The organism is Rosistilla ulvae, assembly GCF_007741475.1.
GTDB lineage: Bacteria > Planctomycetota > Planctomycetia > Pirellulales > Pirellulaceae > Rosistilla > Rosistilla ulvae.
Map to the genome: position 1 here is coordinate 3,404,853 of NZ_CP036261.1, position 20,390 is coordinate 3,425,242.

Here is a 20,390-nt window from a genome sequence, read left to right on the forward strand (position 1 = left end):
CAACCACCACTCATGCCACGGGGGCATCGCAAGCGTTGAACCGGGTCACGCTTCTGGATCCGAACAGGACGAGTTGTTGCTACCTCTACAATCCTGACGAAGTAGGGTACGGTAAAGACTTAAAAGCTCAGGAACTCTTGCGACAGAATTAAACTTTGTCGCGACACGTTCACGACCTCTCCTCCCCACTTCCTCTAGTGCTAGACGGTCTTCGAGCATCCTAGCTAACCTCTCAGTCAATTCATCGATATCGCCATTGGCAACAACCTGGCGTGGATCCCCAACGACCTCGGCTACTGACCCACCTTCATATCCTACCACTGGCTTACCACACGCCATCGCCTCGCATACGCTGTTGCCAAAGGTCTCCAGTTCACTGGTACTGACAAAAATATCCATTGACTGCAGAACGGGTTCGATATCATCGACGTGTCCGGTTCGGAGAATCCAAGCGTCGGCATTAAGAGATGTGATCATTGCATTGATTTGCTTCCAATAGTCTTCCAGGCCAGGAACGGCACCGCCCGCGATCATCCCGACCACATGAGGATATCTGCATCGCAACTGACGGATAATTTCCACGAAGTCCTCCAACCGCTTTACCGGCCGAAAAGCACTCGCAGTGCCAACCACAAGAGTTTCACTACCAATGTCATGTTGGGATCGGAGCAATTCACGCTCGGAGGCGCGGCGGCCAAAGTCCCGCAAGTCAAGGCCTAACCTTACTACGCGCTGTCGATCAGAAGGAACCACTCCCTTGACGATTGGCGCACAACGCTTTTGCTGGTTCAAGCTTGTCCACAACAACGCCGCGGGAGCACCGTAGGAACCGAACATCCAATCCGCCAACTTTCGATCAATATCAAAACGAACATGACAAACAACCGGTTTTCGTATCAGACGCCCTAAGAGGGCCCCAAACGGATACACGTTGTGCTCGTTGCAATGGATGATATCAGCGTTCTTTCCCCATACTGCGACACGTGCCTGGGCGCCTGCGGCGGCCCAAGGCCGACGTCGGTCGAACCAAGGCAAACTGGAATTTAGTGTCGCAATGCCTTTAGCCGTAAGAGTCTGGGACAATCTTCCCGTCGGACAGACCACGCGCACCTCATGCCCTTCTCGCTGAATTTCCTCCGCCCAAGTCAATAGCGCGCGCGCCGTACTCCCTAGATTTGGATTGTTGGTAAGGAACAGGATATTCATACAGAAGCACCGTTAACATCCACAAGATCGCTAAGCGTGGCGGGTGGCGATCCAGGAAAAGCAACGATATTAAACTGTGCGTTCCCGTGGGCGTCTACGTTTGCGAGCAATTTGATTCGGTCCCATTCAATCCGGTAGCAGCTGTAACCGAGCTGCTGAAGTTGGCTGACTAAATCAGCGGCATTGTCTCCAAACACCTTTAAGAAAGCTGGAGATAGTTCTAGAACAAGACACGGAGCAGATTCCCCCCACTGTCCAAGAAGAGCGCTAAGCCCTCGCAACACGCACATCTCGGCCCCTTCGACATCGATCTTTATAATTGACGGGGGATCGTCGACAGACAATAATTCGTCGAGTCTTATCGTTTCGATCTCCTCGGTCGTTCCGCATGTTTCTAATGGACGTAAACTGGATATTCCTGAATGCTCTCGAGGACCGATATTGATACTCGCGTCGCCAGTCACATCGGAGGCAGCTTGCCGTCTGACAGAAATATTCACGCAGCCATTTAAGTCACAATTGCGGACCAAACGGCTTCGAGTTGATGTGACAGGCTCGAACGCTAGCACCCGCCCATTTTTGCCCTCACATTGCGCCCCAAGCAAAGTGAAATAGCCGATATTTGCGTCAATGTCGATGAAAAAGCCGTCACGCTGCAGAGTGCGTTTAAGGATCTCTCGTACCATCGTTTCGTAGGTACCTGTCGCGTAAATATGTTGATCCACATAGTCCGACAGATCCAGTTCCATTAAAAACCCGTCTGTTGTGCGAACTGTTTTGCGTCCGCGTGGACCACTAGGACGGCGCAAGGCAGCAAGCGTGTGCCGCCGCAGACGCCATTTCCCGGGAAAGTGGACGTTCGCACGAACCAACGCCGCATAACAGCCTAATCCGTATTGCTTGAGCACCTTCATCATCCCTTCTCAACCTTCGTCTCTGCAGACTGTTGGGCATCGGTGGTGCACACTGGCCTTGCTAACGCGAGCAGATAGGTCTTTCGGTATCTCCAATTCCACGGATCAAGCTGAATACTTTTTCGATAGGCTGCTATGGCAGCCTGTTTGTCACCGAAACGCCAATGGGAGTGATACCCAAGGTGCCACATGTATAATTTGGCTAGCTTTCTACGCAGGGCTAACTTTGACGCGCCCGATAGCGCAACCTGTTCCGACAGTTGTTCGTATCCACGAATTAGCCCCTCCGAAAGTCGGAGCTGCTTGTGCCGTGGTAAATTGAGCGCGGCGCCCGATGAATTATTATCGTGCACACAGTACTCCACATGAACGCTATCGAAATACGCAAAACGAATATTCGCCGCCAGAGCCCGAATTACGATTACCTGGTCTTCCGCTTCGTTGTAAAACTCCGTCGCAAAGCGGCGTCCTTGAAAAAAGCGAGACCGAATTACAGAATTCTGTAATCCCGAGTAGAGCCCGGCGCCATCCAGCACTGCTTCCATCAAACCGGCCTGCTTCAAGACATACAAATCGTCCCGGCGTTCGACAGGCAGATTTCGAAATTTCCGTGCTCTTCCTCCCTCCTGAAAACAATTCTCATTCAAAACCCGCTCCGACGCGAAGTCGACGATGCGACTAGCGGAATAGACCCAGTCGACATCCTGATTCAACTCTAGAGCGGTGACACATTTCTGCAGGTGGTGCGGCAACCACAAGTCATCACTGTCATAGAACGCGACGTACTTACCACGAACGTAGTCGAGCCCGGTGTTTCTGGCGGCGTATGCCCCTTGGTTCTCCTGGCGTAGGTATCGATACGCTTGAGGCATTCCGTTAACCAGCTTGCGCAGCAGGGGAGCGGTTTGATCGGTACTGCCGTCGTCGATCACAATCAATTCCCAATCCGTCAACTGCTGCTCGCGGATCGCAGCAATCGCCTTAGGCAGAAAGGAAGCCCGATTGAACGTAGGCAGGATAATACTGACTAACGGCTGACGGCTCATCCGCAGGCCTCGAAAATCTCGTCGCACAAACGGTTCATTTGGATCGAAAGCTCATACGATTTACAAATGGTTTCCATCGCTCGCCTAGAAATTTCCTGCAAATCCGGTCGAGGCGTGCGCATCGCTCTGGTGAGTGTCGCATCATAGTCGGCAGGCTCGATGGAGTGAGCGAGAAAGCCATTTTCTTGATGTCGGATTACATCCGGCACACCGCCGACCGGTGTGGCAACCGGAGCACAGCCACATGCCATGGCCTCTAGAAGCCCCAGTGGCAGTCCTTCCTGACGGCTGGAAAGCAAAAATAAATCAAATGCTGGATACACATTCCATGGCTCGGACGTCGCCCCCATCCAGCGAATCTTGTCTGAAATTGCAGTCGCTTGCGATTGCTCGATCAACGTTGACTTCAATGGCCCGTCGCCGTAGATCAACAAGTAGGGTGAGGTTTCGATCGAGGCCAATGCAACCGATTCGAACGCGCGAATAGCAACATCGATGGCCTTCGCATCGACAAACCGACAAACCATTCCGCACACAAGCGCTTGCTCGGGAATCTGTTGCTCTTGCCGGATCTGATCGCGTCTGCTCGCAACCGGCCGAAACCGATCTGTGGCGACTCCATTCGGGACCGCTACCGTCCGCCTGACCGGATAACCAAACAGACTGACCAATCGATTTCGCGCCGTACAGCTGACCGCTACAATTCTAGCCGGTCCAATCGACCTGCGCCATCGACGCAAGCGATACGTAAATTGCCAATACCCCAATCGGGGAAAAAATCGTCGGTCCGCGTAGACAGGTTGTCTTGGAGCCGTATGTTCAATGGTTACGATCCGGCGCCCGTACAGCCTGGCATATGATTCAAGCTTGCCGGAACCGGATCCCAAGCCGCCCTTCGGGCATACATATATGTCGGCCGCGTAGTTCCTGAACAGTCGCCGACATGCCGCCCAAGACATATCCTCTGCGAGCGGAAACTCATCGATCGGAACCTCGGACGCGTCGACGCCGTGTAAGCGTAAGAAATTTAACAGAGCACTTCGCTGACCTGCCTTGACAACGAGGGCCACCCGTTCGCAACGTTGCCGGAGGCATTCGACCAATTGAATCGAATGCAACTCGGCTCCTCCTTTGTAGCCGTCAAAGAACAGCAACACGCAAACAGACCGTCCGGACATCTCAGCGATTGCCTTGGGGGAAACGCCGCAATCAACTGCATTTCCTGAATGCTGCAACGGCATCACCGCAGCCACCCTTGCCGCAGATAGCTCAACAAATAGGTCTTCCAAAAACGCAGATTTCTTGGCTCCCACCTCATGGCTCGTCGAAAGCACGAACGAGCTTCTGCATAATGCTTCTGTTGCAAATGTCCATGATACCCAATCTGCCAGAATCGCCCCGCCGCCATCATGTGACGGATTCTTCGCCGCTGATCTACCGTTAGCTCAAACGACGCCAGCGTTTTCTCGCCCAAACCTTCAAGGTCCTCATAGAGTCGGATCAGTTCGTGGGCAGAAAGTTGTCTACCGCCTGCCGAGGTTGTGTTTGCATCATGAGCCCACATGATCGCGTGCGGATCGAACAGCCGAAGCACCCCGAGGCCACGATCGGCCAATGAAGCAAAAAAGAAACCATCTTCACCGATCCGCAAATCCTCGGGAAATCGAGTGTCCCCCAAGGCTTCGCGGCGAATCACAAACGTTTGGATTTCCAATGGCCCTTTGCCTTGAATGTAGGACTCAAGCACTTCCGCCGCCTGCAAAACAACCTGCTCGCCAACACCATCGGGATTCAGTTCACCGCCAACCCCAAGACTCGCTCCAAACGTCTCGCCGGTCGCTTCCAGACGCCTTTCTGCGGATGCGGAACAGGCCTGGACGGCCCCGTCGTACTGATCGAGCGCAACCAACGATTTTTCGAGGTGCGATGGCATCCATTCGTCGTCACTGTCCAGAAACGCAACATAATCTCCTCGCGCGGCATCAATCCCCGTGTTGCGGGCGCCGGAGACCCCTTTTCCGCGGCAATTGCGGAGCACTTGGATGCGGGCATCCTCTGCCGCGAAGGATTCCAGCAACGCCATCGATTGATCCGTGCTGCCATCATCCACCACGAGCAATTCCCAGTCTTGAAAGGTCTGGTTTTGCACCGACGCGATCGACCGCGGCAACCACCGCTCGCGATTGAACGTTGGGATGATCACGGTGATCCGAGGTGCCAGCTTAACAGGATCGCGATTTTCAGCCATCGTTATTGCTCGAATTGAGCCGGAACTGCGTCACAAGGGGAGGGGAGGAAATAGAGAAATCACTTCGCAACCTTTGTTTTGGGCTTTTATACAAAGCCTAGCCCCCGGCAGCACAAAACTGGATGAACCACACGAACACCTACTTACTGACGGCCGTTCGGCACTCGACAGCCAGACCACTTCGTGACTCTTACCCCGCACAAAGTCAAACCAGTCAGTTCCAACGAGGGTTAGCAATTACCATGCAGGCCAGGCAATCGACGAGCAATTGCCTCATCCTCACACGGAATAAACAGATAGTTACTCAAGGATAATTCACCGTGAGTTTCGATTCCATTTTGCAAGCTGGCAACAGTCCCATCGTCGAAGGCACGGTAAATACAATAACTATGGCGTTCCAATACTGACTGCAATTCGTCTGTTCTGCGCCGTCGTTCTCGTCCTCGATCAGACAAATCCTCGTACACGGGTAGCACTTCACAACAGATAAAAGGGCGGGTCCGAGCAATTGTACTCCCAAGGCCTTTCAACACGCCTAACTCTCCACCTTCCACGTCAATTTTAACAACCGCGATACCGTCAATGCCTATCTCCGCCAGCAAATCATCACCTCTCATCACCGGAACGTACTTGCTCATTGAATAAAAGCTCTCGTCCCGAAACCCGCGGATGGCACTCGCCGACGAATCGAGATCATGCTGCAGGAACAACTCAACGAGAGCGGAGTTCTCCGCCATTCCGACAGATACAACATTTGCATTTGCAAGACCATTTAAGGCAATTATCTTATTGGCGTATGTTGCCGCAGCCGGATTCGGCTCAAATCCGTAATACCCACTACTTGAATTGAGGCTCATCCATTTGACGAGCGTCTGGCCAACGTTGACTCCCACATCAATAAAGGCTCCCGTTTTACTTTCGACCAAGACTTTCAAAATCGGGGTCAACCAATTTTCTCTCTCCACCGCATTTCTAAGTCCAGAAGCTAACTCTGATGGAACAAGAATTTCGCTCCCATGAAGGACAAATTTCTGCGTGGCGTCTATTGTTTTGGACAACCCGCAGTATTCGAGTAACTTTGACGCAAATTGTTTGGCGACGTTGTTCATCATGGTGCTTTCGGGAATGCAGCTGCAACCTTATTCTTGGCGAGGCAGTACTGCCCCATAATACTATTTCTATTCGAGTTACCCACCCCAAGAGCAAGCAACGCTTTCGCTTGGCTTTGGTTGCTGCCCCTTACAGGTGTGAAGCGACAGTGAAGCACTCTTCGCACAATTGCCCCTTTACGAACAGAGAGCCGTCAGAGCTACGGCGTCGCTCCACAACGGCGCAAGTCGCAACGCACCCGCTATCGCCCTTCAACAAAAAGCCCTTTGACGCGGAAAAATGGAGCGGCATCCATTCATCGTCGCTATAGAGAAACGCTTCAAACTCACCTCGCGCGGCATCGCTTCCCGCATTGCGCGTTCCGGCAACGCCTTTGCAACGTTGACTACGAAGCGGTCGAATGCGTTAGTCTTTTTCAGCCAATTCGTATCGTAGCCCCAAACTCCCATCCGTACTGCCATTTTCTACAACCAGCATTTCCCAATCTTGAAAAGTCTGGTTCTGCACCGACGCTATCAACCTGAGCAAGCAACGCTCGGGATTGAAAGTGGGATGGTCACCGATACTAAGGGAGCCCCCGAATCGGATTGTCCTAGCCCTGCGCCCGCCGCCCCGGTCGACGATGAATGTTGTACGCTCACTCGCAAAGACTGTGGCTGCTCGATTTCGCAACGGAATTCTGGCGCCACTTGACTTGGACACAGTCCTTCGCGATCGACAAGGCCTCACGGAAGGTCGTAGAAGCCCAAACTCCACCCACAATCGCGTCTCGGAGATGCTTGCCACAATAATGCACCGCTCCCTGATGCATCGCGATTCTGGCACAACGAAGGTGAAACATGCTCCGTCGCTCCCGCAAGGTCCGGGGGGGACCTAGCAATTGGCTAGGCGACCACTCGACCCCCAGTACAGCAAGGGATTGCTGCAAAGCGATCAGCTCGTCCTCGGTACAGCTTTGATTTGCACTCGCGGGATGTTGTCGGTACTGGATCGCTGGCCACGAAACATTTGCCAAAAGGCCAATGCTACTAAGCCTTAAAAAAAACTCAATATCCTCGCCGTACTTCAGTGTAAGGTTATATCCGCCAACAGAGTCTACCGCGGATCTGTGAAACATGCTGGCGCCCTGCGTAAGCGCATCCCCATCGCCCGTCCGCAGGCGGTCCACAATCCCTTGATGATCATGTAAGTGCACCGATCCTGCAATTTCCATACCATAGGGGCAGATCTTGATGTGCTCTGCTCCCACGCAAACAACATCAGGATGATCCTCCAAAAAACGAAAGTGTCTTTCCAACCGCCAGGGGAACGCGATGTCATCCGGATCCATCATCGCAATGTATTTACCGCGCGAGATGTCAATGCCTCGCTGGCGAGTAACGGCGCGTCCCATATTCAACTGATGAACAACACGAATTCGATGATCCTGAGCAGCCAAGGCATCGAGTATTGCGCCGGAGCGATCACATGAACCATCATCTAAAGCGACGATTTCAAAGTCACTCAATGTCTGCCGCAGCAAGCTATTGATTGCCTCAGCGACAAACGGTTGCTGGTTATAAACGGGAACGACGACTGAGACTGTAGGTGTCATAGAAATCGAAATGCGATGACTTGGGAAACGGAGGCATCTCGGATCAGCGGTGAATCAAGACCATGTCGCCGCCAGCCTTCAAGTACAACAACGCTCCACACACACCTAGCAGCCCAATCGAGAAATAGCTCAACGCGACGCAAAACTTTCAATTGCGTCTTTCAAACAATAAAGCCAACGCGGATAGAGCTTTTTCGTAAGCTCTGATGGCAATTCGATATCCGGCGAAGCCATTTCGCCGAGCAGCTTCCGATAACGAAAAACACCGTCCAGATCTCGCTTCCAAAACAACATCTGATGTGGGTACACCAACCGCTCAATTAGATTTTTCCGGACCACCAGCGATTCGCTCCGAGTGAACTCAGCTTCATGCTCATTAAACCACCCAAACAAGGCCTGTGTAGAGCGGAACAGGTGATCCGGCTGTTCTGTCTGTTGGGACGCAGTACGCCGATAGAATGTTAGGGGATCCGCAATTCTCGAGAACGGGCCGAGGTTTCGCAGTTCCAAGAAGAAAATAATATCTTCACTGTCACGCACGTGCTCGGGAAATCGAACCCGTGCAGCAAGCTCCCTTCGCACCAAAGCGGTCGAAGGGAGGACACACCACTCCAAAAGCATCTTCGTCTGAAAGCCAGGGGCTGAGTGACTCTCCGGCCGTGCAGGAGCCTCAACAGGGACGCCGTTTACCAATAGGCAAAAGTCCGTATAGACACATGACAATTCCGGAACCCGGTTGAACTGAGATATCTGAGCCTCGAGCTTATTTGGCTCCCATAGGTCGTCAGCATCTAAGAACGCAACAAAATCACCTTTTGCTAGCTCGATACCTCGATTTCTCGCCACCGACTCTCCGGAGTTGGGTTGCCGGTATACGGTTACATGCGGCGCAAAAGACTCGGCGATTTCGACAGAGTTGTCCGTCGAGCCATCGTCTACGAGCAAGATCTCCAGTGGCCGGTGCGTTTGTGCCAATGCCGATCGAAGGGTTTCATCCAAATACGACGCACCGTTGTAGCACGGGATGACAACAGAAATTGTGGAGTCGTTCATTGTTGGTTCGTTTATTAAACACCTCGCTTGCAAAGCGCTAAGTGCTGCAAGCGCAAACTCCGTTAAAGCACTGTGTGGCGTCTGGAAAGCCCAAGGTTTCGTGGCCTGCTTGTACTCTTTTGGATCGCACTTTGATCCAATTGAAGAGGAATACGTCTGTTCGGATCGGAGAGGGTCAGTCGTGATCAAAACGATCGGACGTGGTTCGAAGCCTAAAACAGAACTTGCTCAACACAATTCCACATCGCGGTTGTCTTTTGGCCATATTCATCCCTTCCACGCTCAAGCGATTTTGCGGTGGTCGGGCACTCCAAGGCCTTTGTTATTGCCTCGTCGATCTTTTGGTTGCTGAGGATCGGTTGTAATAGAAGGTCCGTGATTCCAAAGTCGGAAAACAGGCAACTGTATTTGTGGCTCCAGCCTACGCCAACAGCGGGGACCAGGCTGCACAATGCACTCACGATTGCATGGTAGCGGGAACCAACGACTAACCGTCCGTTGCTAATGAGCCCCTTGATCATGAGCGGGTCTTTTTCGGTTACCAGAGGTACTTTGTTTCCAGCAATTGTTCGTGAAAGTTCCCTATCGCCTTGCGAATGGGCGAGAACAACCGGTCGTTCCCCACGCGCCAAAAGATTTGCAATCACGATCCGAAAAAATTCCAAGTAGTTCGCCCTGTGTAAGTCACTGCCTTTTTCTAGAATCATTACGTTGGGGATGAGCCAAGTTGCGCCGTGATATTCCCGGTATTGATAACATGTCAGGGCAGGCGCAAGAATTGTAAAGTCTGGGCTGCGTTCAAATGGCACCTGCACGTCAAGATGCTTCATGCTTTCTACAGAAATTTTATCCCGTGGGAAAATGTAATCAATATTGTCGCAGGCCTTTTTGAAGTTATCGGCAATTGCCTGATCGTTGAAGGTCCCGACGCTTTGCGGTAGAAGGATGATTTTCCTGCCTTGCTTTTTCCATTTTCTAGCGTTCGTTAACAGTTCTTCCGTTTTCGCTCGCCCCCACTGGTCACCGTACGCAAACCCCGAGGCGTCTAGTGTCGCATCAACTGACTGATCCGCAACGATGCCATACTGTTGCAGAAAATACTCCGGAGCGTATTTGCTGAAAAACCAAGTCTTACTGAATTTGTCACCTTGGATTAATGCAGACAGTCCCGCGCGACCACGCCCGCGAAAGTTGTCACAGGCAGGTTGGACGGCACAACAGACGTCGTTGTGTGTTGTTCCTGCCCATCGGCCAATTGCGTGCGCCATCAGTTGAGCTCCTGCGTTGTGGCGTCCAGTCCCCGTAATTTCGATATGGCATGTCAACGGTTAACCCTCATGTTGTTATAGCTTCTGAGTTCTTCAAGTGACTTCTTTTGAGAAAATGCAACCTTCTCTTGGGGGTCGGCGTAACCAACGGCAATACACATCACCGGTCGTTCATGGATTTCAAGTGTTAAAGCATCTGCTATTGCCGTTTCTCTTTCCTCAATGTCTGGCCAGTTTATGCAGCATGAACTTAGCCCGAGGGTTTCGGAAGCAAGTATAAAGCTCATTGCTGCGAGGGATGCATCGATGTAAATCAGATGTCGATCGCGTTCGTGGAAGTAGTTTGTCTGCGAACCAACAATCACCACGAAAACTGGAATGTTCTGGGCATAACCTGCCGTTCCCATTGGCAGATCAACAAGATTTGACAACAGAGGTTGTTCGTCGACAATGATGAATCTAAATGGCTGTCGATTACATGCGCTTGGCGATTGGGAAGCAAGCAAGATTGCTTTGTCTAACAGATTCCGGTCGACCTTGCGTTCTAGAAACCAGCGGACGGAACGTCTGCGAATTGCTAGAGCGTGCAGGTCATCGTACGATACCGTGGGAGGGTTTGTTAGATTGCGCAGGTACGGACGCTGTGGGCTGAGATCGCTGGTGTTCACTAGTGATGCGTTTGTATATTTTTGGCGGGCAGCGTTGATCAAATGGTCTGTATCTGCAACAGCCGAAAAGTACTCGTTTAATATCGTATCGGCCCAAGTCAGTATTGGCGGAGCTTTAAGTGCATCACGTGCGATGGCGTTCGAATACAGCGTGAAGACAGCCACAGTCTCTGTTATGTAGGCGTTCGCGAATATTTCCCGCCTTGGTTTCATCAACAGGGCTTTTTCAAGCCTATGTATATTTCTCGTCAATAGGGCCGACGAGGACACAGCGTTGGCGTTCATTCTGCCTTCAGCATATTCAAGCTTTGCAGCCGCTAATGCCTGTTGTTCCCGAGCGAATGAGGAATTCCATAGGCAATAATACCAAGGTGCAATGGATCGATATTTGGCTGCAAGTCGCAAGAAAGTGGCGTCGATGCGACGGGAAATGGTCAACCTTAATGGCTTTATGGATGAGATCCCAGTTCGGACAATCTGCCGAACGCTGCGCGCCGATCCTTTTACTGGGTTCGCGATGTTTTTGAAGTTCACGGAAATCAGCTCATTCCAACATAGTCGTGGCTGTCAATGCTAAGATCGGAGCGATCTTGCCGCTTGCATTGATATGGGATTGATCGACCACTGCGTGTCTCCATACACGATAGTAGTTCTCGCCGGGAAACTTTTTCCTGTTCCGTATAAATCTTCGTGTTGTATGTCAAAGGATCGACAGGCCGTAAGTAGTTCGATGGTGTTTCGGCCCTCGTCGAATTGGATGTCAACTGTATAAGTTCCTGGCGCAAGGCGACAGTTGCGTAATGCGCAAAAAAGTTCAACTTCGGTGTTAGCGTCTATGTGAATTGTTTCAGGGTGTTGGTAGTCCGTGTGAAGCGTTACAACGCGATTGCCTAATGAATCGAATACCCGGATAGCGAGCCGCGCATTCTCGATTAGTCTGTGAGCAATGATAGCCACTCGGAATTCAATCGTATCCGTTACGTAGATCAGCGCGGACTCAGTGTCCTGCGACTGAATCGCTACTTCCGATACTCTTGTTCGATTTAGATCCGAAGATGATAGTTTTGAGTCAGCGCTGACTTCTATTTGTGATTTTAGGTAAATGGTTACACAATCATCGATGTCGCCACTAGCAATCATCGATCCGGCTTCGATAACACATCCTGTGCGACATAGGTTGCTGACTGCCGGAATGTTGTGACTTACAAACAATACCGTCCTACCCTCGCCTGCAACATCCTGCATCTTCCCCATGCACTTTTTCTGAAACTCTGCATCCCCCACCGCCAACACTTCGTCGATGATCAGTATTTCTGGTTCCAGATGAGCTGCTACCGCAAACGCCAACCGGACCTTCATCCCGCTGCTGTAGCGCTTAATAGGAGTGTCCAGATACTTTTCAACTCCTGAGAACTCGACGATTTCGTCAAACTTTCGGTCGATCTCTTTTTTGGTCATTCCTAAGATGGTGCCGTTTAGATAGACGTTTTCACGGCCCGATAGCTCGGGATGAAAGCCGGTGCCAACTTCCAACAAACTCGACACGCGGCCGCGAATCGTGGCACGTCCGCTGGTCGGCTCGGTGATCCGGCTGAGGATCTTCAGCAGCGTGCTCTTACCCGCCCCATTGCGGCCGATGACGCCCAACACCTCGCCTTCACGCACTTCGAAGGAGACATCCCTTAATGCCCAGTGGATGCTTTCGGAGTGGTGCGAATGCATCGACGTATCTAAATGCCGCAGTTCTTTGAACTTTCGCAGCGGTGCCTTGAGCAATCCGGTCGCCGCGGACAACAGTGTATCGGGAATTTCTTCCGTTAAACCAATGCGGTAGGCCTTAGAAAGATTTTCGACAGTGATAGCAGTCGTCAAGCTATTACTTCCTCTATTATTGAACTATGCATACCGTGAACCAAAGCGACGCTCGCCTGCACAATCAAGCCACATCCGCGAAGACTTTTTCTCGGCTGCGGAAGAACATCATTCCGCTCAACAATGTGACCGTCGCGGTGACCGTTCCAATCGCGATCCAGCCGTAGGGCATCGGACCGCTGCCCAACAGGGCAGCCCGAAACCCTTCCACCACGCCCACCATCGGATTTATCGCATACAACGACTGCGGCCATATCACCCAGCCGCCGGGGAGCGTGTACGTTTCCGGTACGCTGCTGGTCGGATAAATCACCGGACTGGCGTACATCAGCAATTGCACAATAAAGGTCAGCGCGTGAGCGATGTCGCGGAACTGGATCGCCAGCGCCGTCAGCCATAAACTCAACCCCAAAGCCGACACCATCATCAATAAGATCAAATAGGGAAGCATCAAAATGCCCGAGTTGGGCAGGCGACCGAAGAAGAGTAGCACGCCCATCGAAAGGGTAAACGCGATGAAGAAGTCGAACAGTTTTGCCACCACGTCGGACAATGGCAAAATCAATCGGGGGAAATATACTTTGGAGATCATGCTGGCGTTGCCGACCAGGCTGTTCGAACCTCCCGACAAGGCGTTTGAAAAATACGTCCAGGGAATCAACCCCACCAGACTGAAAAACGCATAGGGCACGCCGTCCGAATCGATGTTGGCCAAACGGCCAAAGACCAACGTGAATAACAACACCTGAAAGGCCGGCTGGATGACCGCCCAACCTACCCCGATCGCCGATTGCGCGTACCTCGCTTTGATGCTCCGCCAGGTCAAAAACCGCAGCATGTCGCGGTAAGCGTACAATTCCCCCAGGTTGACGAATTGCCAGGGCTTGGATCGCTCGATCACGGTGATGGGCGCATCGCAGGATTCCGCGTCCATCGCATCCGACACTGTCGCTTCAGGTTCGACCATGTGATCGACATCGCGGATCGATTTGAGAGAGGGTTGGGTCATGGGAATTGTTTTGTCAGCAACATGCTGCTTTTTCTACATTAAGTGCATCGAATTGGGGTCGAGCGATGGTTTGCTAGGGGCCCGGTGGACCGCTAGAGTCAATCGTTCTCTGGAGCGTTTTCAATTCGACCGAGGTATCGGCTGTTTTCAGATTCCAACAGGTTTTCGTAACGTTGCACCTTGGACAGATAGTTGCGCGGCGAATCGAAATTCGAAAACGGAATTCGCAATCGCCAGATGCAGCACTTCTGGGCCTCCGTCAGGATTTCCACGCCCAACGCCTTGATACCCGAATACCAGCTGCAATTGTTCTGACGATACGAAAAATTGGGAGTATCCGATTCGGTAAATCCAGCTCCATCATCTCGTGTCCCAGTAAAGATGCATCCCGATGAGACGTGTCCCCAAGGGATCCCCAACGACTCACACGCTTCTCGAATCACACCCGGAAGCACGGCGTTGCCCGATAGACAATTCATCTTGTCGAGTTCACAGGCATCCACATTCGGTTTCCCTGTGTAGCCGGCGCAGTTGATGACTGCGTCGGGTGCTACGTCCGTGAGTCGTTTGGATAGCGAGTCGACCGAATAGATGTCGCAGTTGGATCTACCGATTGTCGTCAGGCGGTAACCACGGGTTTCGATTTGGCGGGCAAATTCTCCGCCGACGTATCCGGTCGCTCCAATGAGTGCGATGTGCATGATGTGTTAGTCGTGGGCCAGGGTTATTAAGTGTTTCAAACTGAAGCGTCCGTGGAAATGGAAACCCGACGCGTAAGCGAGGAATTTGCATGCTTCCTCGCTTACGCGTCGGGTTCCCAACAATCCCCAGACTCAAACACTGATTTGCCCTGAGTCGTGGGCCATCGACTTGAACGGTGACTGAAAAAACGTTGTAGAATGCGCATTGTAAATGGATCAAGCGGTTGCCAAGATTCGCGCGGACTTCGTTCCTGTGGGTGACGGTGAGTCTACCTAGGCAAGTGTTTGCAAGTTGGTTGCAGGTCCAGGGGTTAGATTAGTTGCGGATTAGCGGCCGGATAGTGGGTTCGCTGCGTTTCCTACAACAATCACTCGTGATGCTGTCGGTTTGGTGACGATGCTGCCGGCTCCAACGATCGTCTGTTCGCCGATGTCGGCCAGGACGATCGCTCCGGCGCCGATCCAGCTGTCGCGGCCGACTGTTACTCGCGCTTGTTTGCCCGGTTGCAAGCGGATCGGGATGTCGAGTCTTGTCGTTCCATGGGTCTGCGGTCCGCTGGGGATTTGCACTGCGGGGCCCAACAGCACGTCCTGCTGCAGCGTCACCAAGCCGAGCATGCATCGCGGGCCGATGTAGACGTTCGCTTCGATCCGCGCCCCGACTTTCGATAGCAGGGTGCCAAAACCTATAGTTGCTGTGGGGGCGCAATGTTCCAAGGCCATCCGGCAAAAAGCGACGCGCAGATAACTGCCCAGCGTCCCCGGAAGCCACGCCAACAACTGGGTGTGCGTCTCCAACGATCCATCGCGGCCGGCAATCCGTCCCAAGATCCCGTGCGTGAGCCCAAGGGGCAGGATGATCAGGGTTGCGAGTCCGCGGCACGTTGCTTTGATTGCTGGTTTCAATGCGTCAAGGTGGTGCAATACGAGTGGTTTCGCTAGCGTTGGGCGACTTCGACGGGGGCGAGCGCTTGGTAGTGCCGGTAGTAGGCGGCGATCGTCTGCTGCAGGTCGAATTTCTTCACAACGCGGGCTCTCGCCATCTCCCCCATCGCTTGCGACTTGACCGGGTCGCTGAGCAGGTTCTGGAAGCGGCCGGCCAACGCTTCGTGATCGCCTCGCGGGACGAGGAATCCCTCCACGCCGTCCCCTACATGTTCGCCATTGCCACCGACATCGGTCACGACCGCGGGGCACTGGCTGGCCATCGCTTCCAACAGCGTCAACGAGGCCGCTTCGCTGACACTTGTCAGCGTAAACAAATCGACGGCGCGAAGAATGTCGGCCACATCGGAGCGAATCCCCCAAAATTCGATCGAATCGGGGAAGGTTGGCGAAGGGGAGTTAGATTGGGCGAGTTGATCGACGAGCGATTCGATTGCTTCGCGCTGGGGACCGTCGCCGACCAACAGCAACCGAGCATCGGGCAGTTGTTGATGCAGTTGATACCAGCCGCGAATCAGGGTGGCGTGATCTTTGACGGGATGAAACCTGGCGATACAGGCGGCGTAGGGGCGATCGAGGTCGAGCCCCAATCGACGCCGCAGGTCGGCTTGTGTTGCAGCGTCGCCACGCGGCGGCAGCTGTTCGAGGTCTACTCCATTGGCCAACGTGAAGGCGGCTGGAAACCCTTCGATCTGTTGCAGCGCGCGGGTGCTGAATTCACAACAGGCTGTCGTTCGATCGGCGTAGCGTTGCAACAGCAACCGGTTCGCCCAACGCCGCTTGGGCGAGACGATATCGGGGTAGTGCCGCCCATGTTCGGTGAACAGGATCTTGACCGGCGCGCGGTGCAGCAGTCGGGCCAGGGCGGAGTAGAAAAATGGGGTGTATTGATGGGCGTGCAGGAGCTCGATGCCGCGGCTGCGAACTTCCGCAGCCAGTCGTCGGGGAACGTTGCGATCGAGCCCCGGTTGGCGATCCAAGACGACGACGGGGACGCCCGCATCGCGCAGCTGTTGCCCCAGTTCTCCCAACGCGTCGAGACAAAAGACTGTCGGTTCGATCTTGTCTGCCAGACGCTCGATGATTTGTTTCACCAACACCTCCGCACCCGCCACCTGCATCACATGCATCACAAAACCGACGCGGAGCGGCGCCTCTGGCGGACGATCGACGGCCGTCGTTTGTTGGGTGGAAGTTGTTGAACGGGAGGTGGCGAGGGACATTTGGACGCAGGGACGCGAGCGTCGTTTCTTTCGGGGGTTGGATTGCCTAGATCAGGCGCGGTGGGATGAAGAGCGGCGTGGCGTTCCAAGCGGAACGCTGAGGTTGGATGCCCGATCCTCTGCGAGGAGCTGGCAGGTGGCTATCGATTCCATCGATCAAGTAAATACCAAACGGCAACAGGTGGTGATCGATTCCATCGATCAAGCAACTAACCAACGCTAGCGAACGGCCGCTACTGTCATGGTCCGCCATAGCGTTTTGTTGGGACCGTGTCATGATACGTTTGTCACTGACCGGCGCGACAGCAATAAGCTATCGAATCCAGTCAGTGTGGCGGGCCATGTGTAGCGTTGGCAGACGAGTTGCCGGGCGTCGTGGGCAATTCGCTGGCGCTGCGGTTGATCGCGACAAAGGTCGACAATGTGTTGAACCCACTGGTCGGCCGACTCGGCGATCCGCAGGTGCTGTCCATCGACGGCGTCGATTCCGGTCGCTGCTTGAGCGGACGCGACAACCGGTTTGCCCATCGCCATCGCTTCGAGAACCTTGTTTTGGATTCCGCGGGCTATTAACAACGGAGCGATCACGATATCGGACGAGCGCAGGTAGGGTCGAACGTCGGGGACCGCCCCGGTCACTTGAACCCCAGGCAATTGGGCGAGCTTTCGGACGGCGGGGCTAGGATGTTTGCCGATGATATCGAAGCTGATTTCCAGGATCTCGCGTCGCAAACCGCTCCACACATTTTCCAGAAACCATTCGACAGCCGCGACGTTGGGCGGATAGTTCATCACGCCGACAAAAGCGAGCTTTGGACGCTCGTCGCCACTCCGATCGGGATCGACCGCAGCGGCGTCGGAGGGCTGCGGGTTGAAGTACGCGGTGTCGACTCCGTTGGGAACGCCGTGGATCGCGTGCGCACCGGCACCGAGGCTGGTTCGCAACAGCTCCGCTTCGGCATCGCTGACCAGCGTGACCGCTTGCGCCGTGCGGACAGCTTCCCGTTCCAGCCGCCCGACACGTCGAGCTTCGGTCCGGTAGATCACACGTTTCCAAAAGTTGGCTCTGTCGGCGTAGGCGTGGAATTTCTGGCTGTCGACATCGACCAAATCGACAACTTTGGGCAGCTTGCACAGCGGACGGGATCGGGCGTACCGAAGCATGCCGCTGCAGTAAACAAAAACGGAATCAAACGGATCGCTGTCGGCCCAACGATCGACGGTTTTCGCCAACGCCGCCGACCAGAAGAGCCCTTCGGTGAGGGCGTCGCCGCGGACGGCCGACGCACCAGCTCGCAACCACTGGGTCCGTTTCCCCAACGGCGCGATCGCAATCCGCTCGCAGACCGATTCGAGACGCAGGCGGGCGGTGGGGCAGATCGGTTCGTCGGAGACGCAGGCCAACGAGACGTCGTACTGTTTCGATAGATGCTGCAGAATATTCCACGATCGAATTCGATCGCCGCGATCGGGCGGAAAGGGCACTCGATGGGTTAACATCAAGATCCGGCGACGCGGCGTCTGTGCTGTCGGGATCTCCATGTCGGAATCGGAGGCCGGTCTGTTTTCGAATCCGAGCGCGTTCATCGTTTTAGGGCGTTTTGACAATTCATCATGCGAACAACTTATGCGAGTGCGTTATCGTTCCAACGCTGCAGGACGTCGCAGACCGGGGCGAAGCGGAATTCGTTTAAGACCTGTTTCAGTCGTCGCTCGGTGCGGCGGAGACCGACGTAGTGGCGGAATCGGCTGCGCAGTCCAACACCCGCGATTCGCGGTTGTTCCGGATCGACCTCCCACGGATGCAGATACAGCATCGAAGGGTTCTGACCGCTGTGGATCGAGCGCATGGCGTACATCGTCATGGCAACCGGGAACATGCGAAAATATCCGCCGCCGACGGGGATCTTTAGCGGCCCCAGCAGCGCGACCGACGGTGGGATCTCGACGATCGTCCCAGCGGCTGTCTCGCGGTGGTGGATCTCGTGTTGGGCATCGGGAACACCGTAGCGATCGTGGCGGATGGGGAAGACGCTGCTGTCGACAGTAAAACCCTCTTCGACCAAGATCTCAAAGGCCCACATCGATTTGGATGTTATCGAAAAACTGGGGGCGCGGTAGGCGTCGACCCGCTTCCCCGTGGCGTCGGAGATCGCCGATCGGCTGTCGCGAATGTCGTCGCGAAACTGTTGCGGCGTGAGGTTGTAGACCAATTGATGCCAGTAGCCGTGGGAGGCGAGTTCATGTCCCGCCGCGGCAATTCGACGGAGGAGTTCGGGATGGCGATGGGCGACCCAACCGAGAACGAAGAAGGTTCCCCGCACGTTGCAGTCATCGAACAGCTGCAGCAGCCGATCGGTATTCGCTTCGACGCGACTGGGCAACGCTTCCCATTCGCTCCGCTTGATGCGATGTTCGAACCCCGAGACTTGAAAATAGTCTTCGACGTCAACTGTCAGAATGTTTGGATTCAAGATGGAAATGCGGCGTTGGATGCAGCTGCCGAAGCAGAAGGTGTTCGCAGGGGGCGATTCATTTTCGGGAATGTGCCCTTTCCGCGTTCGGGAAGAGCGATTGGATTAAGCCGCATGATGACGTGCAAGGGAGGATGCCGCCGAATCAAACGGCAACGTGCAATCCGGTTGTTAACGAGGGCGAACCGCGATCGGCGACGCGGGATCGATCCGCGCGACCGACTGTTCCCAAGCGACGTCGGCGCTGGTAGCGGCCCATTCTTTGCGTCGCTGCGACGTTTCCAATAGTTCTTGCAACGAAACGGTGGGGCTGTTGGCGTTTGTTGCGGGCAGGTGTTTCAACCGATCGGAGCGGTCGAGCCCCATGCAATAGGTCAACCATTGACCGCGGAGAAAGCAGACACGCAGCGCCGTCAATAGGATCATCCTCAGGTCGAGCCAGGCGTTTGCGTGATCGATGTGCTCCAAATCGAGCGTTTGCTTGCGTTCGACGCTGCGCAGATCGCTGTCGGGAGGAAGATTGATCTGGGCCAATCCCGTAATACCGGGGCGGACGATAAGCCGTCGTTCGTATCCAGCGATCTCTTCACGCAGGAAATCGACAAATTCGGGGCGTTCGGGGCGGGGACCCACCAAAGCCATCTCGCCGCGCATCACGTTGACCAATTGCGGCAATTCGTCCAAATGCAGTTTTCGCAACACATGGCCGACCGATGTGATCCGCGGGTCGCGCCCGGAAGACCATTGGGGGCCATTGGCTTCGGCGTCGATCCGCATCGTCCGCAGCTTGTAGACCCAAAAGAGATCGCCGCCGCGCCCGACGCGTTTCTGCCGGAAGATGCCGGGGCCCTTGGAGGTCAGCCGGACGATCGCCCAACAGATGCCAATCACCGGAGCTGTTATCACCAACAATCCGGTTCCCACAATTCGCTCCAAGCGGTTTTTGCGGACGAAGTAGCGATAGCGGCGATGACGCCGCGGCAGCGCCAGCGGCGGGCTGCTATCTTCTTGATTTGCATACGCCGCTTCTGGCAACAGATCTTCAATTGTCAGCATGCC

At 54.2% G+C, this 20,390-nt stretch carries 20 protein-coding genes; all 20 read right to left on the reverse strand.

Features of this window, described 5'->3' with window-relative positions; genetic code table 11:
• Nucleotides 1-45: 45 nt before the first annotated feature.
• The 20 genes from EC9_RS12115 to EC9_RS12210 all read right to left on the reverse strand — a co-directional run bounded on the left by EC9_RS12115 (nt 46) and on the right by EC9_RS12210 (nt 20,387).
• Entirely contained in the window at nt 46-1,206 is a 1,161-nt protein-coding gene (locus tag EC9_RS12115) for a glycosyltransferase family 4 protein (protein ID WP_145345502.1), read from the reverse strand.
• Nucleotides 1,203-2,123, reverse strand: a complete 921-nt coding sequence (locus EC9_RS12120) for an FkbM family methyltransferase (protein ID WP_145345504.1) — start codon at nt 2,121-2,123, stop codon at nt 1,203-1,205. The genes EC9_RS12115 and EC9_RS12120 overlap by 4 nt, the downstream gene beginning before the upstream one ends.
• On the reverse strand, nt 2,120-3,166 hold the full coding sequence (locus EC9_RS12125; protein WP_145345506.1) for a glycosyltransferase family 2 protein: 1,047 nt from the start codon (nt 3,164-3,166) through the stop codon (nt 2,120-2,122). The genes EC9_RS12120 and EC9_RS12125 overlap by 4 nt, the downstream gene beginning before the upstream one ends.
• Complete coding sequence (locus tag EC9_RS12130) at nt 3,163-4,455, reverse strand: glycosyltransferase (protein ID WP_145345508.1); 1,293 nt, start codon at nt 4,453-4,455, stop codon at nt 3,163-3,165. The genes EC9_RS12125 and EC9_RS12130 overlap by 4 nt, the downstream gene beginning before the upstream one ends.
• Entirely contained in the window at nt 4,407-5,414 is a 1,008-nt protein-coding gene (locus EC9_RS12135; RefSeq protein ID WP_145345510.1) for a glycosyltransferase family 2 protein, read from the reverse strand. Before EC9_RS12135 ends, EC9_RS12130 begins: the two co-directional genes overlap by 49 nt.
• 230 nt (nt 5,415-5,644) lie before the next feature.
• Nucleotides 5,645-6,526: an FkbM family methyltransferase gene (locus EC9_RS12140; protein ID WP_145345511.1), complete on the reverse strand. Its 882-nt coding sequence runs from the start codon at nt 6,524-6,526 to the stop codon at nt 5,645-5,647.
• Nucleotides 6,527-6,929: 403 nt separating this feature from the next.
• Nucleotides 6,930-7,280, reverse strand: a complete 351-nt coding sequence (locus tag EC9_RS27285) for a glycosyltransferase (RefSeq protein WP_391556714.1) — start codon at nt 7,278-7,280, stop codon at nt 6,930-6,932.
• Entirely contained in the window at nt 7,162-8,118 is a 957-nt protein-coding gene (locus EC9_RS12150; RefSeq protein ID WP_145345515.1) for a glycosyltransferase family 2 protein, read from the reverse strand. The genes EC9_RS27285 and EC9_RS12150 overlap by 119 nt, the downstream gene beginning before the upstream one ends.
• Before the next feature lie 129 nt (nt 8,119-8,247).
• Nucleotides 8,248-9,171, reverse strand: a complete 924-nt coding sequence (locus EC9_RS12155; protein ID WP_145345517.1) for a glycosyltransferase family 2 protein — start codon at nt 9,169-9,171, stop codon at nt 8,248-8,250.
• 212 nt (nt 9,172-9,383) lie between these two features.
• Complete coding sequence (locus EC9_RS12160; RefSeq protein WP_145345519.1) at nt 9,384-10,439, reverse strand: polysaccharide pyruvyl transferase family protein; 1,056 nt, start codon at nt 10,437-10,439, stop codon at nt 9,384-9,386.
• 53 nt (nt 10,440-10,492) lie between these two features.
• The gene (locus tag EC9_RS12165) at nt 10,493-11,641 is read right to left on the reverse strand and encodes a nitroreductase family protein (protein ID WP_145345521.1); all 1,149 of its coding nucleotides are present in this window, start codon (nt 11,639-11,641) and stop codon (nt 10,493-10,495) included.
• A gap of 39 nt (nt 11,642-11,680) precedes the next feature.
• Entirely contained in the window at nt 11,681-12,979 is a 1,299-nt protein-coding gene (locus tag EC9_RS12170; RefSeq protein WP_145345522.1) for an ABC transporter ATP-binding protein, read from the reverse strand.
• Between the two features lie 64 nt (nt 12,980-13,043).
• On the reverse strand, nt 13,044-13,988 hold the full coding sequence (locus EC9_RS12175; protein ID WP_218934757.1) for an ABC transporter permease: 945 nt from the start codon (nt 13,986-13,988) through the stop codon (nt 13,044-13,046).
• Between the two features lie 98 nt (nt 13,989-14,086).
• On the reverse strand, nt 14,087-14,689 hold the full coding sequence (locus tag EC9_RS12180) for a sugar nucleotide-binding protein (RefSeq protein WP_145345524.1): 603 nt from the start codon (nt 14,687-14,689) through the stop codon (nt 14,087-14,089).
• A gap of 327 nt (nt 14,690-15,016) precedes the next feature.
• Nucleotides 15,017-15,595: an acyltransferase gene (locus EC9_RS12185; protein ID WP_145345526.1), complete on the reverse strand. Its 579-nt coding sequence runs from the start codon at nt 15,593-15,595 to the stop codon at nt 15,017-15,019.
• Nucleotides 15,596-15,627: 32 nt separating this feature from the next.
• Entirely contained in the window at nt 15,628-16,857 is a 1,230-nt protein-coding gene (locus EC9_RS12190; protein WP_145345528.1) for a glycosyltransferase, read from the reverse strand.
• Between the two features lie 46 nt (nt 16,858-16,903).
• Entirely contained in the window at nt 16,904-17,110 is a 207-nt protein-coding gene (locus EC9_RS12195) for a hypothetical protein (RefSeq protein ID WP_145345530.1), read from the reverse strand.
• Nucleotides 17,111-17,130: 20 nt separating this feature from the next.
• Nucleotides 17,131-18,444, reverse strand: coding sequence for a TIGR03087 family PEP-CTERM/XrtA system glycosyltransferase (locus EC9_RS12200; protein ID WP_145345532.1), 1,314 nt, complete (start codon nt 18,442-18,444; stop codon nt 17,131-17,133).
• 38 nt (nt 18,445-18,482) lie between these two features.
• Nucleotides 18,483-19,331 carry an XrtA system polysaccharide deacetylase gene (locus EC9_RS12205; RefSeq protein ID WP_246106093.1) on the reverse strand — a complete coding sequence of 283 codons (849 nt, stop codon included), beginning with the start codon at nt 19,329-19,331 and terminating at the stop codon, nt 18,483-18,485.
• 171 nt (nt 19,332-19,502) lie between these two features.
• A complete protein-coding gene (locus tag EC9_RS12210; RefSeq protein WP_145345536.1) occupies nt 19,503-20,387 on the reverse strand; it encodes a sugar transferase in 885 nt (294 codons plus the stop codon).
• Nucleotides 20,388-20,390 lie beyond the last annotated feature (3 nt).

Bases quoted from the DNA above. Each gene is read 5' to 3' on its own strand.
- EC9_RS12135 (WP_145345510.1), bottom strand. From the start codon at position 5,414: ATGGCTGAAAATCGCGATCCTGTTAAGCTGGCACCTCGGATCACCGTG.
- EC9_RS12180 (WP_145345524.1), bottom strand. From the start codon at position 14,689: ATGCACATCGCACTCATTGGAGCGACCGGATACGTCGGCGGAGAATTT.
- EC9_RS12160 (WP_145345519.1), bottom strand. From the start codon at position 10,439: ATGGCGCACGCAATTGGCCGATGGGCAGGAACAACACACAACGACGTC.
- EC9_RS12150 (WP_145345515.1), bottom strand. From the start codon at position 8,118: ATGACACCTACAGTCTCAGTCGTCGTTCCCGTTTATAACCAGCAACCG.
- EC9_RS12190 (WP_145345528.1), bottom strand. From the start codon at position 16,857: ATGTCCCTCGCCACCTCCCGTTCAACAACTTCCACCCAACAAACGACG.
- EC9_RS12210 (WP_145345536.1), bottom strand. From the start codon at position 20,387: ATGCTGACAATTGAAGATCTGTTGCCAGAAGCGGCGTATGCAAATCAA.
- EC9_RS12200 (WP_145345532.1), bottom strand. From the start codon at position 18,444: ATGAACGCGCTCGGATTCGAAAACAGACCGGCCTCCGATTCCGACATG.
- EC9_RS12155 (WP_145345517.1), bottom strand. From the start codon at position 9,171: ATGAACGACTCCACAATTTCTGTTGTCATCCCGTGCTACAACGGTGCG.
- EC9_RS12125 (WP_145345506.1), bottom strand. From the start codon at position 3,166: ATGAGCCGTCAGCCGTTAGTCAGTATTATCCTGCCTACGTTCAATCGG.
- EC9_RS12175 (WP_218934757.1), bottom strand. From the start codon at position 13,988: ATGACCCAACCCTCTCTCAAATCGATCCGCGATGTCGATCACATGGTC.
- EC9_RS12195 (WP_145345530.1), bottom strand. From the start codon at position 17,110: ATGGCGGACCATGACAGTAGCGGCCGTTCGCTAGCGTTGGTTAGTTGC.
- EC9_RS12140 (WP_145345511.1), bottom strand. From the start codon at position 6,526: ATGATGAACAACGTCGCCAAACAATTTGCGTCAAAGTTACTCGAATAC.
- EC9_RS12115 (WP_145345502.1), bottom strand. From the start codon at position 1,206: ATGAATATCCTGTTCCTTACCAACAATCCAAATCTAGGGAGTACGGCG.
- EC9_RS12120 (WP_145345504.1), bottom strand. From the start codon at position 2,123: ATGATGAAGGTGCTCAAGCAATACGGATTAGGCTGTTATGCGGCGTTG.